Below are 12,637 nucleotides of genomic sequence, written 5' to 3'. Positions count from 1 at the left end.
TTGGCAGGCGATTCCCATCGCCCATTGAAGCAGAGATTTCACTTAACCGGATGTCCTGATTCGCGGAGCCACCTCTGAGCTACCCAACACCGTGGGCATGAGCCAGTTCGCGGACGGCGGCAAGCTGGCCACCAAGCCCTACGTGTCGAGCGCCGCCTACCTCGACCGCATGAGCGATTACTGCAAGGGCTGCCATTACGACAAGAAGGCGCGCCTTGGCGAACGGGCCTGTCCCTTCAATGCGCTGTACTGGGATTTTTTCGCCCGTAACGGCGAACGGTTGGCCGCCAACCCAAGGCTGGGGATGGTCTATCGTCAGCTTGCCAAAATGAGTCAGGAAGCTCTGGATGCCGCGCAGGGCAGGGCGGATGAAATTAGAACCGGTATCGAGGGTTTATAGAAGGCCAGGCGTCGATCAATCAATACGTCGGGCCGCTTCGGCTGCCTTGGCGGAAAAGGCCGGGCCGGCAACGTCGGCTGCGTTGAGGCCGCGATTCACATCCAGCCCGATCAGCCGCCAGTCATGCACCGGCAGGCTGGGGATCGGCTTGCGCAGACGCTCGTAAAAACGGGTTGGCCAGGTGACGCCGGCGATCTCCTTGTGGTCGAAGAAATCGACTTCTGCGACAGCGCCCTGTGTCGATTCCAGACCTTCCATGGTGAAGCGGACGCGGCGTAGCAAATGGTTTTCAGCGTCGATGAACAGCAGGTAGCGATCTTCCGCTGACAGGCCATGGCCGGGGCGGCGCACGGCGACCAGCGTCGTGCAGGCACGGCCTTCGACGGTTTCGTCTTCACCCATTTCCAGACTGAGGTTGCCGTCGAGAAAATAGAACGGCCCGGTCAGAAACATCCGGTAGCCATCGGCGACCAGCGCCGCCGCAGCGAGCACATCACGGTCGTTGGCTGGCGCATCGTTGTAGAAAACCTGCACCTCGCCGTTGTGGCGGATGACCTGCTTGCTGCCCTTCGGGCCAAGATGGCGCTGACCGATCAGCGGCCCGCCCTTGAAAATGATCCGCTCCTGCGAACCCTGACGGAAATCGGCGTCGATCAGCGTCGGCTGAACCTTGCTGACCAGTCCGTACCACTCGCCGGCATAGCCAACGTTGAGGTCGTCAATCTGGCGGAAGGCAGCCAGGCCATGCGCTTCCGCCGACTTCTGCAGCATGGCGCGCGCTGCCGGCTGTTCGCCGCTGCCGGCAGCCTGCGGAATGCCACGCGACATGCAGCCGCCGAGGAGCAGCACGAGGGCTATTGGCAGCAATCTGATCAGGCTTGAGCGCATATTTTTCTACTCCGTGTTATGGCAGAACAATTTCAATTTTGGCCGTTTTTCCCGGTTGACCGTAGCAAGCCCCGGTTGACCGTGGAACTCACGAATTTCCGGCAGAAACCTCGGCCACCCACAACGGCGGGCCGCCGGCCGCCAAGTGACACAGATAGGCACGCAGGTCAAATTCCAGCTGGAAGTAATTCGCCTCCATGTGCTGGCACAGCTGATAGAACGCCTTGTCGTGCTCCGGTTCCTTGAGATGCGCGATTTCATGGACAACGATCATGCGCAGGAATTCCGGCGGCATCTCTCGGAAGAGGCTGGCGACGTGGATTTCGCGCTTGCTCTTGAGCTTGCCGCCCTGGACGCGGGCTATCCGGCTGTGTATCCCGAGCGCTTTTTGCAGCGTCTGCAGCTTGCCGTCGAAGGCCACCTTGCTCGGCTGCGGCGCGTTGCGCAAATACGTCGCCTTGATCTCCTGAACGTAGTCGTAGAGCGCCTTGTCGGTGCGCACCTGATGCACCTCCGGATACTTCTGGCGCAGCACTTTGCCGAGCTGATCCTGTTCGATCAGCCGGTGCACCGATTCCGTCAGGTGCGCGGGGTAGCCGGCGAGGTAGTTGGGCGAGGCGGGTTTGGTCATGGCGGGCCGATTTTACTGGAAGGCACGCCAGATCGTTTTTTGGCGTGATTTGTGAAAATCGGCGATAAGCTAGCGCGAATTTACGAAATCGATTCACTCATGCAAAACCCCGTCCTCATCATCGTCATCGCCCAACTGTTTGGCACTTCGCTATGGTTCTCCGCCAACAGCGCAGCCGACAACCTGATCCGCGCCTGGGGTGTTGCGCCAGGCGACATCGGTACGCTGACCAATGCCGTCCAACTCGGCTTCATCCTCGGCACGCTGACCTTCGCCATCTCCGGTCTGGCCGACCGTTTCGCCGCGAGCCGAATCTTCGCCGTCTGCGCCGTGCTCGGCGCCGTCTGCAACGGCGCCTTTGCCCTGCTGGCCGATGGCATGGCCTCGGCTGTGCCGCTGCGTTTCGCCGTCGGCTTCTGTCTGGCCGGCGTCTACCCGCTGGGCATGAAACTCGTTGTCAGTTGGGTGCCCGAGCGGGCCGGTGCCGCGCTGGCTCAGCTGGTCGGCATGCTGACGTTGGGCACGGCCCTGCCACACGGCATCCGGCTGGCTGGGGCGGGATGGTCGTGGCAGGCCACCATTCTTGTTTCGTCCGGGCTGGCATTGCTGGCCGCCATCATGATCTTCCGCCTCGGCGACGGGCCGCACCTCAAGCGCCGGCACGGTGCGCCGCCTTTGCGTCTGGGCCGCGTCTTCTACGCCTTCTCGGTCCGTGAATTCCGCGCCTCCGCCTTCGGTTATTTCGGCCACATGTGGGAGCTCTACGCCTTCTGGACACTGACCCCGGCGCTCATCATCCTGAGCGGACTGGCCGAGACGGGTAGCCGCCAACTCTCCGGGCTGGCCTTCGCCATCATCGGCATCGGCGCCCTTGGCTGCCTGTTCGGCGGCTGGTGGAGCCAGCGCATCGGCAGCCCGCGTGTGGCGGCTGTCGCCCTGGCAGGCTCGGCCATCTGCTGCGCCCTGTTTCCGCTGACCGGCGACTGGCCGACCGCCGCCAAAATCGTTTTGCTGCTCCTCTGGGGCGCTATGGTCGTCGCCGATTCGCCGCATTTTTCGGCCCTCTCGGCCCGGGCCTGCCCACCGGAAATCGTCGGCAGCGCGCTGGCCTTTCAAAACTCCATCGGCTTCGCCATTACCATGTTTTCCATCCAGCTCGGCACGGTATGGATCGCCGACTGGGGCATGAGCATCGCCTGGCTGCTGCTGCCCGGGCCGCTGCTCGGCTTGCTCGGCCTTTTCCCGCTCTGGCGTTCGGCGCGCTTACCAGGGTAATTCGGGGTTGCCGTCGGTGGCGCTTCGGTAGGCGGCGAAGCGGTCGGTCAGGAAATCGAGAAAGACCCGCACCTTGGCCGACAGGTTCAGGCGTTGCGGATACAGCGCGTAGATGTCGGCAGGGCTGCCTGACCATTCCGGCAAGACGCGGACCAGCCGGCCGGCCCGCAGTTCGGCCGCCGTATCCCACAGCGAACGGAGCAGGATGCCGTGGCCGTCGAGCGCCCAATCGACGGCCACCTCGCCGTGATTGGTGCTGAGCTTGCTGCTCACCTTCACGTTACGGCGTTGCTTGCCGGCGCACAGCGTCCATGTCCCGAAGGCGCCGCTGCCTTCACGGATGACGATGCAGTCATGGCTGCCCAAATCGTCCGGATCCAGCGGCTGGCCGCGGCGGGCCAGATAGGCCGGCGAGGCAAACAGGTAGCGCTGGTTGGAGGCGATCTTGCGAGCGACGACCCTTGCCTCCGGCGGTTCGCCAAAGCGGATGGCAATATCGAAGCTCTGGTCGCCCGGCATGACAGCCTGGTCGCCCAGCGTAAGCTGAATGTCGACGGCCGGGTACTGCCGAACGAACTCGGACACGGCCGGAGCCAATTGCCGGCGGCCGAAGCCGTAGGTGGCGTGGATGCGCAGCAGGCCACGCGGCTCCGCACGGGTGCGGGTCAGCGTCTGTTCCAGCGCCTCGATTTCGCCAAGGATGCGCCGGCTTTCGGCCAGGTAAAGCTCGCCCTCCGGCGTCAGGCTCATCCGGCGCGTCGTCCGCGTCAGTAGGCGAACGCCGAGACGCTGTTCGAGCTGAGCGAGACGACGGCTGACGGCCGGCCCGGTCAGCCCAAGCTCGCGGGCCGCCCGGGCCAGGCTGCCCTGCTGGACAAGCAGGCTGAAGAAAGCGAGTTCGGATGACATCGGTTTATTGGTAAATGTAATTTACGAATCAAGTTAATTTAGCGACATTTTCGCCTTTGTGCAAAGCAGTAACATGGCCCGACATTCTTTCTGAGTCCAGCCATGATCCTCGCCCTAAGCCTTGCCTTGCCCCTGCTCATCGGTGCCGTCCTGGGTCTGGCCGGTGGCATCTTCGGCATCGGCGGCGGCATCATCGCCATTCCAGTGATGACCGGGCTGTTCGGCATGGACCAGAAGCTGGCGCAGGGCACGGCGTTGGTCATGATGGTGCCCAACCTGAGCATTGCCCTGTGGCGTTACTGCCAGCGCCAGCCGCTGCCAAAACTGCGCACCGCCCTGCTGGTGGTCTGCGCGGTGACGGCAACGGCCTTGACGGCGCACTACGCGAGCAACCTGGCCTCCAGCCAATTGCGCCGCTACTTCGGCCTCTTTTTGCTCTGGCTGGCCGTCCATAGCCTGTGGTCCCTGCGCGCCGGGCGCTCGAACTGGTCGTTTGCGCTGCCTGAACGGCTGATTCCGCTGGTCGGCCTGATCGGTGGTACCTGTCAGGGCCTGATCAGCATCGGCGGCGGCATGATCACGCCGCCCATTCTGGTTACCATCTTCCGGCAAACACAGGCCATGGCCCAAGGCTTCGCCATCGCCCTGGTCATGCCCAGTTCCATCGTCGCCTTGCTGACCTTTGCGAACGCCGGGTTGGTCGATTGGAAGATGGGTGTGTTGTTCGCCTTGGGTGGCGCCCTGACCGTTTCCTACGGCGTCCGCATTGCCCATCGCTTGCCCGAACGCCGCCTGCGTGTCGCTTTCGCGCTGATGCTCGTCGCGACCGCCTTATGGATGATCTGCCACGGCTGAGTTTTTGGCACAATGGCAGCCCCGCCCGAGCGTCGCCGCAAATGAACCCCGAAGATCTGCTCCTCCTCGTCACCCGCGCCATGCCCTTCGGCAAGCACAAAGGCACGTTGATCGCCGATCTCCCCGGCAACTACCTCAACTGGTTCGCCCGCGAAGGCTTCCCGCCCGGCGAAATCGGCCGCCTGCTGGCGCTCATGCAAGAGATTGATCACAACGGGCTGTCGGATTTGCTGAAACCCTTGCGCCGACCTTAGCACCTGCCGGTTGCGATCTGGTTCAGCGAACGCCAGAGGCAGCTTGTTAGTTATCCAGCCGCCGGTAACTCGCGCATGGCGGCCAGTTTGACGTAGAGCGTGCTGCGCGAAATACCCAGGTTTCGTGCTGCCATCGACAGGTTGCCGTGGCTGTTGGCAACAGCGGCATTGATAGCGGCCCGCTCCATTTCAGCCAGGCGGCCGGCTGCCATGGCCGGCGTTACCTCACCGCGTGCCAGCACCGCATCAACCGCAGCACCGGCAATGTGCGGCGGGAGCAGGCTGCCATCAATACGATTGCCATCGCTTAGAGCAAACATGGCTTCGAAGACATTCTGCAATTCGCGGATATTTCCCGGCCAGCGATAGCGCAGCAGATGATGCAAGACTTCCGGGTCCAGGCTCTTCGGTGGGCAGCCGTATTTTCGGGCCAGGCGCTGGTTAAGATAGCCGATGATCGCTTCGGTATCCTCCGGGCGCTCGCGCAAGGGCGGCAGATGCAGGCTGACGACGCAGAGCCGGTGGAAAAGATCTTCACGGAAGCGGCCGGTGCTGGAATCCGTTTGCAGGTCGCGATTGGTCGCGGCAATGATGCGCACCGCCACTTTGCGTTCCTTGGTGTCGCCCAGCCGGACGACCACGCCATCCTGCAGCACACGCAAGAGATGAGGCTGCATGTCGAGCGGCATTTCGCCGATTTCATCGAGGAAAAGGGTACCGCCGTCAGCCTGTTCGAACTTGCCAGGCAGCCCGCCGCGGCGGGCGCCGGTAAAGGCGCCTTCGCTGTAACCGAACAATTCACTGGCCAGCAGCTCGCGGGTCAGGGCACCGCAATTGACTGCGATGAAAGGCCCTTCCGGTTTGCTGCTCGCCTTGTGGATGGCGCGGGCAAAAATCTCCTTGCCGGCACCGGTTTCACCGAGCAACAAGACGGGCAGATCAAGCGGTGCGATTCTTCTGGCCCGGGCTTTCGCTGTCGAAATGGCCTGGCTGGTGCCGATGATCTCGGCAAAGACTTCGTCAGTCGCTTTACTCGCCGGCGAGGGGATGCTGACCGCTTGTCGAGTCGGCGTGCCAATCGGGATGACCAGCAAGGTGCCGAGGTCGCCATCGCGGGAACGCACCGGGTGCAGCCACTCCGGGCGCAGCCAGAGTGGCGTCTGGCGGATGCGCTCATCGGGATGGACAGCAAAATCAAGGGCCGTTACCTGGCTGCCGACCTCGAAAGGCAGGCGCACGCCATACATCTCGCGGGCCTGTTGCATGCTGCCGCTGGTTTTGACGATACGGCCGCGCTGGTCGAACAGGACGACGCAATCGTTGCCATAGCGGCTGAAACCATCCATGGCGTGCTCGAGCAGGCGGCCATGTAATTCGGCATCGCGCCGGGCCAGGATTCCTTCGATCTGCTTGGCCGCCGAAATGACCAGGCCCAGCGTATGGCCATGAAAGGTTTCCTTGACACCGGAGACGTCGACGACGCCGAGCAGGTTTCTGCCCAGCGGGTCAAGGATGGGGGCAGCGGCACAGGTCCAGTGCTTGACGTCGATGCAGTAATGCTCACTGGCGTAGATCTGCACCGGTTGATGCGTGGCAATGGTTGTGCCGATGGCATTGGTGCCGATCAGGTCTTCGCTCCAGCAACCGCCGGGGGCCAGGTTGATCTGTTCGCCAGCGTCGCGGGCGCGGGTTTCGCCATTGAGGTCGAGAATGGTCCCACTCGGGTCGCTGAGCATGATCAGCGTGCCTGACTCGCGCAGGATTTCACGCAGGGTCTCGAGCACCGGCTTGGCCGCCTCGTATAGATCATGGGAGCGCGCCCGCAACAGGTGAATCTTGTCGCCATTGGCCGTCGGGGCGCTGCCGATGCCAGGATCGACGGACTCCGAACGGCTGCGCCGCCAAGAGTCGAGGACCACATTGCGGACGCCGACTCCGGGCAATGGCCGGTTCTCGAGGAATCGTTCCCATGAACTGGCGACGGCCGACTCGTCACCGATTCGTGGAATAAGGAGATTGCTGTTGGGGGTCACATTGGGCTCGTGGCGGGCTCCGGGGTATTCACCGTAAAACAATAAATTAACTTAATCATAACCGTAGCCGACGATTGGGTTGAAGTCAATAAAGTCGTTTTGTATCAATGGCTTGTGCGCCGCAACAAAAGGCTTGTGAGGTGTCCGGAATCCGGACAGTTCGAAATTGGCGTCGTTATTCAGGACGTTTTTCGCTTGTTCGTCGGACAGCTGCTGTTTTCCACAAGTTTTCGCCAAGTTGATGATTCGTCGTGGGAATTCAGTGAGTCCCCCGCTTTTTCGCGGCCTGGCCCGGCCCTTGCCATTAAGTCAGCGTGGGATCACTCGCCACGACACACCAATGACAGGAGACAAACATGGAAACTCAGCAGTCAAACGTACAGGTGATGGGAATCGATGCCGGCGGCACGATGACCGATACCTTCTTTGTCCGGGCCGACGGTCGTTTCGTCGTCGGCAAGGCACAAAGCAATCCCGGCGACGAATCGCTCGCCATCTATAACTCTTCGGTCGATGCGCTCGAACACTGGGGCCGCAACGTCGACGACGTCTATCCGGAACTGGCGACCTGCGTCTACTCCGGAACGGCGATGCTCAACCGTATCCTGATGCGCAAGGGTCTTGATGTCGGCCTGATCTGCAACAAGGGTTTCGAGCAGATCCACTCGATGGGTCGCGCCTTGCAGAGCTACCTGGGCTACGCCCTGGAAGATCGCATCCACCTCAACACCCACCGTTACGACGAGCCTCTGGTGCCCGTCTCCCGCACCCGCGGCGTCACCGAGCGGACCGACGTGCAGGGCAAGATTGTCATTCCGCTGCGCGAAGAAGAAGTACGCCAGGCCACCCGCGAGCTGGTCGAGGCCGGTTCCCAGGCCATCGTCATCTGCCTGCTGCAATCGCACAAGAACGAACTTAGCGAACAGCGGGCGCGCGATCTGGTGCGTGACGAACTGAAAAAGCTCAAGTCGGACATCCCGGTCTTCGCCTCGGTGGATTACTACCCGTCGCGCAAGGAAAGCCACCGGATGAACACCACCATCCTAGAAGCCTATGGCGCCGAACCGTCGCGCCAGACGCTGAAGAAGGTCAGTGACCGCTTCAAGAAGCATGGTGCCAAGTTCGACCTGCGCGTCATGGCGACGCACGGCGGCACGATCAGCTGGAAGGCCAAGGAACTGGCCCGCACCATCGTCTCCGGCCCGATTGGCGGGGTCATCGGCTCCAAATTGCTCGGCGAATACCTCGGTGACGAAAACATCGCCTGCTCCGACATCGGCGGCACCAGTTTCGACGTGGCGCTGATCACCAAGGGCAACTTCGCCATCAAGTCCGACCCCGACATGGCTCGTCTGGTCCTCTCGCTGCCGCTGGTGGCGATGGATTCGGTCGGTGCCGGCGCCGGCAGCTTCGTCCGCCTCGACCCCTACAGCAAATCGATCAAGCTCGGCCCGGACAGCGCCGGCTACCGCGTCGGTACCTGCTGGCCGGAAAGCGGCCTCGACACCGTTTCCGTCTCCGACTGCCACGTCGTGCTCGGCTACCTCAATCCGCAGAACTTCCTCGGCGGCGCCATCAAGCTCGACGTACAACGGGCCCGCGACCACATCAAGGCGCAGATCGCCGATCCGCTCGGCCTGTCGGTCGAAGATGCGGCGGCCGGCGTCATCGAACTGCTCGATCTGACGCTGTCCGAATACCTGCGTGCCAACATCAGCGCCAAGGGCTACAACCCGGCCGAATTCACCTGCTTCTCCTACGGCGGCGCCGGGCCGGTGCATACCTATGGCTACACCGAAGGCGTCGGCTTCAAGGACGTCGTGGTACCGGCCTGGGCGGCCGGCTTCTCGGCTTTCGGCTGCGCCTGTGCCGACTTCGAGTACCGCTACGACAAATCGGTCGATCTCGGCGTCGCCCAGTTTGCCAGCGACGAGCAGAAAGCGGCGGCCTGCGCGACCCTGCAGGAAGCCTGGGGCGAGTTGGCGGTCAAGGTCATCGACGAGTTCGTCATCAATGGCTACAAGCCGGAAGACGTGCTGCTGATCCCCGGCTACAAGATGCAGTACATGGGCCAACTCAACGACCTCGAAATCGTCTCGCCGGTCACCAGCGCGGCGACTGCCGCTGACTGGCAGCAGATCATCGAGTCCTTCGAGAACACCTATGGCCGCGTCTACGCCAATTCGGCGCGTTCGCCGGAACTGGGTTTCTCGGTCACCGGCGCCATCCTGCGCGGCATGGTCGTCACCCAGAAACCGGTGCTGCCGGAAGACGCCGATGCCGGGCCGACGCCGCCCAAGGAAGCCTATCTCGGCACGCGTCCGTTCTACCGCCACAAGAAGTGGGTCGAAGCGGCGCTGTGGAAGATGGAGTCGCTGAAGGCCGGCAACCACATCGTCGGCCCGGCCATCATCGAATCCGACGCGACGACCTTCGTCGTCCCCGACGGCTTCGAAACCACGATCGACAAGCATCGCCTGTTCCATCTCAAAGAAGTCAAGTGAGGAGACCCACCATGAATATGATGAGCACAAAAGAAATCGGCATCGGCAACCTGCTCGAAAGCGGCATGACGCTCAAGCAGCACCGCGACGCCATCCTCGAGCGCACCCAGTCGACGGGTTACTACAACGGCCTGGAAAAACTCGAATTCCGTGACAGCGACCCGATCCGCTACGAGAAGCTGTTCTCCAAGCTGCGCGGCGGTCTGGTCCATGCCCGGGAAACGGCGAAAAAGATTGCCGCCAGCCCCATCGTCGAGCAGGAAGGCGAACTCTGCTTCACGCTCTATAACGCCGCTGGCGACTGCATCCTGACCTCGACCGGGATCATCATCCACGTCGGCACCATGGGCGCGGCGATCAAGTACATGATCGAGAACAACTGGGAAGCCAACCCGACGATCAACCCCGGCGACATGTTCACGACCAATGACTGCGCCATCGGCAACGTGCACCCCTGCGACATCGCCACCATCGTGCCGATCTTCTGGGCCGGCAAGCTGATCGGCTGGGTCGGCGGCGTCACCCACGTCATCGATACCGGCGCCGTGACGCCGGGTTCGATGTCTACTGGCCAGACGCAACGTTTCGGTGACGGCTACATGATCACCTGCCGCAAGACCGGGATCAACGACGAGCCGCTGCGCGACTGGCTGCACGAGTCGCAGCGTTCGGTACGCACGCCGAAATACTGGATTCTCGACGAAAAGACCCGGATCGCCGGCTGCCACATGATCCGCGAACTGGTCGAAGAAGTGATCCGGGCCGATGGCCTCGAGGCTTATGACAAGTTCTCGCAGGAAGTCATCGAAGAGGGCCGCCGCGGCCTGATGAGCCGGATCAAGGCGATGACCCTGCCGGGCAAATATCGCAAGGTGTCCTTCGTCGATGTGCCGTTCAAGCATGAAGACATCCAGGTTTCCAACGCCTTCGCCAAGCTCGACTCGATCATGCACTCGCCGGTCGAAATGACCATCAAGCCGGACGGCAAGTGGCGTCTCGACTTCGAAGGCGCCAGCCGCTGGGGCTGGCATACCTTCAATGCCCACCAGGTGGCCTTCACCTCGGGCATCTGGGTCATGATGTCGCAGACGCTGGTGCCGACCCAGCGCATCAACGACGGCGCCTACTTTGCCACCGAGTTCCACCTGCCCAAGGGCACCTGGTGTAATCCGGACGACCGCCGCACCGGTCACGCCTATGCCTGGCACTTTCTGGTCTCCGGCTGGGCAGCATTGTGGCGCGGCCTCAGCCAGTCCTATTTCAGCCGCGGCTATCTCGAAGAGGTCAATGCCGGCAACGCCAATACCTCCAACTGGCTGCAGGGCGGCGGTATCAACCAGGACGGCGAGATCCACGCGGTCAACAGCTTCGAGGCTTCGTCTTGCGGTACCGGTGCCTGCGCCGTCAAGGACGGTCTGAACCACGCCGCCGCCATCTGGAACCCGGAAGGCGACATGGGCGACATCGAGATCTGGGAAATGGCCGAGCCGCTGCTGTACCTGGGCCGCAACGTCAAATCCAACTCCGGCGGCTACGGCAAGTACCGCGGCGGCTGTGGTTTCGAAACCCTGCGCATGGTCTGGAACGCCCAGGACTGGACGATGTTCTTCATGGGCAACGGCTACATGAACAGCGACTGGGGCATGATGGGCGGCTACCCGTCGGCCACCGGCTACCGTTTCGAAGCGCACAACACCGGCCTCAAGGAGCGCATCGCCATCGGCGACTCGCTGCCGCTGGGCGGCGACATCGATCCCAGCGCGCCCGACTACGAGCGCCACCTCGACGCAACGGCCGTGGTCAAGCGCGACAAGCAGTGCATGACGACCGAGGATTGCTATGACAACCATGACCTCTATCTGAACTACCTGCGCGGCGGTCCGGGTTTCGGCGATCCGATCGATCGTGAAGTCAGTGCCATCGAGAACGACCTCAACCAGAAATTCCTGCTGCCGGAATTTGCCGAAAAGGTCTACGGCGCCGTGTTCACCCAGGATGTCAAGGGTGTGTTCAGCATCGATGCCGAACTGACCACGCAGCGCCGCACGGAAATCCGCAAGGAGCGTCTGGCCCGTGCCCTGCCGACCCGCGAGTGGATGAAGGAAGAGCGCGAACGGATCATCAACAAGCATGCGGCGGTGCAGGTCCAGCACATGTTCGCCACCAGCTTCGGACTGTCCGAGAAGTTCACCAAGGAGTTCAAGGATTTCTGGAGCCTGCCGGCCGACTGGCAACTGCTCGAAGACGAACTGGGCGTGCCGACCTACGGCTCGAAGCACCGCATGGATCTCTCGCTGATGCCCGACGTGAAGACCGTCGTTCAGGTCGAAGAGTAAGCAGCGCAATCGATTATCTGAATCAAGGAGACAAAAATGTCATACACCAATGAACAGGTTGCACATCTGGTCGAAGGCTCGCTGGACTGGGAAACGACCTGCCGCATGCTGTCGATGCCCAAGGACAACAGCCGCTTCGAGCAGTACCTCGCGGCGCTGCAGGCCAAGGTCAGCTTCAAGGATCGCATCGTCCTGCCCCTGGCGCCGCACATGTACATCGTGCAGTCGGCCAAGACCAAGCAGTGGCTCATCAAGTGCGACTGCGGCCACGAGTTCTGCGACTACAAGGAGAACTGGAAGCTGCATGCCTCGATCTACGTGCGCGACACCGAAGAGGCGATGACCGAGGTGTACCCGAAGCTCATGGCGCCGGATACCCAATGGCAGGTCTATCGCGAGTACTACTGCCCGAGCTGCGGCACGCTGCACGACGTCGAGGCGCCGACCCCGTGGTATCCGGTGATCCACGACTTCGAGCCGGACATCGAGGCCTTTTACAAGGAATGGGTGCACCTGCCGGTACCGGAACGGGTTGATTAAGACCTGAGCCTG

General features: G+C 62.2%; 11 protein-coding genes. 7 read left to right on the top strand and 4 right to left on the bottom strand.

The features are described from left to right. Positions 1-97 precede the first annotated feature (97 nt). Positions 98-400 (top strand): hypothetical protein, encoded by a 303-nt coding sequence (locus tag AC07TV_RS20985; protein WP_494650321.1) that lies wholly within the window; start codon positions 98-100, stop codon positions 398-400. Positions 401-415: 15 nt separating this feature from the next. On the opposite strand, the gene AC07TV_RS20980 is transcribed toward AC07TV_RS20985, so the two are convergent. Beyond that, positions 416-1,288 carry a hypothetical protein gene (locus AC07TV_RS20980; RefSeq protein WP_494650320.1) on the bottom strand — a complete coding sequence of 291 codons (873 nt, stop codon included), beginning with the start codon at positions 1,286-1,288 and terminating at the stop codon, positions 416-418. A gap of 88 nt (positions 1,289-1,376) precedes the next feature. Beyond that, entirely contained in the window at positions 1,377-1,919 is a 543-nt protein-coding gene (locus tag AC07TV_RS20975; RefSeq protein WP_494650319.1) for a YgjP-like metallopeptidase domain-containing protein, read from the bottom strand. A 99-nt stretch (positions 1,920-2,018) separates the two neighbouring features. Between AC07TV_RS20975 and AC07TV_RS20970 the strand changes: the two genes are divergently transcribed. Next, on the top strand, positions 2,019-3,194 hold the full coding sequence (locus AC07TV_RS20970; RefSeq protein WP_494650318.1) for an MFS transporter: 1,176 nt from the start codon (positions 2,019-2,021) through the stop codon (positions 3,192-3,194). On the opposite strand, the gene AC07TV_RS20965 is transcribed toward AC07TV_RS20970, so the two are convergent. Then, entirely contained in the window at positions 3,183-4,103 is a 921-nt protein-coding gene (locus AC07TV_RS20965; protein WP_494650317.1) for a LysR family transcriptional regulator, read from the bottom strand. The genes AC07TV_RS20970 and AC07TV_RS20965 overlap by 12 nt on opposite strands. A gap of 102 nt (positions 4,104-4,205) precedes the next feature. Between AC07TV_RS20965 and AC07TV_RS20960 the strand changes: the two genes are divergently transcribed. Then, the gene (locus AC07TV_RS20960; RefSeq protein WP_494650316.1) at positions 4,206-4,958 is read left to right on the top strand and encodes a sulfite exporter TauE/SafE family protein; all 753 of its coding nucleotides are present in this window, start codon (positions 4,206-4,208) and stop codon (positions 4,956-4,958) included. A 41-nt stretch (positions 4,959-4,999) separates the two neighbouring features. Then, positions 5,000-5,212 carry a DUF3820 family protein gene (locus AC07TV_RS20955; RefSeq protein WP_226404332.1) on the top strand — a complete coding sequence of 71 codons (213 nt, stop codon included), beginning with the start codon at positions 5,000-5,002 and terminating at the stop codon, positions 5,210-5,212. 50 nt (positions 5,213-5,262) lie between these two features. On the opposite strand, the gene AC07TV_RS20950 is transcribed toward AC07TV_RS20955, so the two are convergent. Continuing rightward, a complete protein-coding gene (locus tag AC07TV_RS20950) occupies positions 5,263-7,245 on the bottom strand; it encodes a sigma-54-dependent Fis family transcriptional regulator (RefSeq protein WP_494650315.1) in 1,983 nt (660 codons plus the stop codon). Positions 7,246-7,601: 356 nt separating this feature from the next. On the opposite strand from AC07TV_RS20950, the gene AC07TV_RS20945 reads away from it, so the two are divergent. From AC07TV_RS20945 to AC07TV_RS20935, 3 genes are read left to right on the top strand one after another with little or no spacing between them, the layout of a single operon-like run. Beyond that, positions 7,602-9,749 (top strand): hydantoinase/oxoprolinase family protein, encoded by a 2,148-nt coding sequence (locus tag AC07TV_RS20945; RefSeq protein ID WP_494650314.1) that lies wholly within the window; start codon positions 7,602-7,604, stop codon positions 9,747-9,749. 11 nt (positions 9,750-9,760) lie between these two features. Further along, positions 9,761-12,085 carry a hydantoinase B/oxoprolinase family protein gene (locus AC07TV_RS20940; protein WP_494650313.1) on the top strand — a complete coding sequence of 775 codons (2,325 nt, stop codon included), beginning with the start codon at positions 9,761-9,763 and terminating at the stop codon, positions 12,083-12,085. 36 nt (positions 12,086-12,121) lie between these two features. After that, the gene (locus AC07TV_RS20935; protein ID WP_494650312.1) at positions 12,122-12,625 is read left to right on the top strand and encodes an acetone carboxylase subunit gamma; all 504 of its coding nucleotides are present in this window, start codon (positions 12,122-12,124) and stop codon (positions 12,623-12,625) included. Positions 12,626-12,637: the final 12 nt, after the last annotated feature.

Source organism: Azonexus sp. GW821-FHT04F04 (assembly GCF_059420025.1).
Note: the sequence above shows the minus strand (reverse complement) of the source record. Positions and strands in the feature narration are given on the sequence as shown.

Excerpts from the sequence above, each read along its gene's own strand:
- AC07TV_RS20985 (WP_494650321.1), top strand. The coding sequence starts at position 98 with ATGAGCCAGTTCGCGGACGGCGGCAAGCTGGCCACCAAGCCCTACGTG.
- AC07TV_RS20980 (WP_494650320.1), bottom strand. The coding sequence starts at position 1,288 with ATGCGCTCAAGCCTGATCAGATTGCTGCCAATAGCCCTCGTGCTGCTC.
- AC07TV_RS20975 (WP_494650319.1), bottom strand. The coding sequence starts at position 1,919 with ATGACCAAACCCGCCTCGCCCAACTACCTCGCCGGCTACCCCGCGCAC.
- AC07TV_RS20970 (WP_494650318.1), top strand. The coding sequence starts at position 2,019 with ATGCAAAACCCCGTCCTCATCATCGTCATCGCCCAACTGTTTGGCACT.
- AC07TV_RS20965 (WP_494650317.1), bottom strand. The coding sequence starts at position 4,103 with ATGTCATCCGAACTCGCTTTCTTCAGCCTGCTTGTCCAGCAGGGCAGC.
- AC07TV_RS20960 (WP_494650316.1), top strand. The coding sequence starts at position 4,206 with ATGATCCTCGCCCTAAGCCTTGCCTTGCCCCTGCTCATCGGTGCCGTC.
- AC07TV_RS20955 (WP_226404332.1), top strand. The coding sequence starts at position 5,000 with ATGAACCCCGAAGATCTGCTCCTCCTCGTCACCCGCGCCATGCCCTTC.
- AC07TV_RS20945 (WP_494650314.1), top strand. The coding sequence starts at position 7,602 with ATGGAAACTCAGCAGTCAAACGTACAGGTGATGGGAATCGATGCCGGC.
- AC07TV_RS20940 (WP_494650313.1), top strand. The coding sequence starts at position 9,761 with ATGAATATGATGAGCACAAAAGAAATCGGCATCGGCAACCTGCTCGAA.
- AC07TV_RS20935 (WP_494650312.1), top strand. The coding sequence starts at position 12,122 with ATGTCATACACCAATGAACAGGTTGCACATCTGGTCGAAGGCTCGCTG.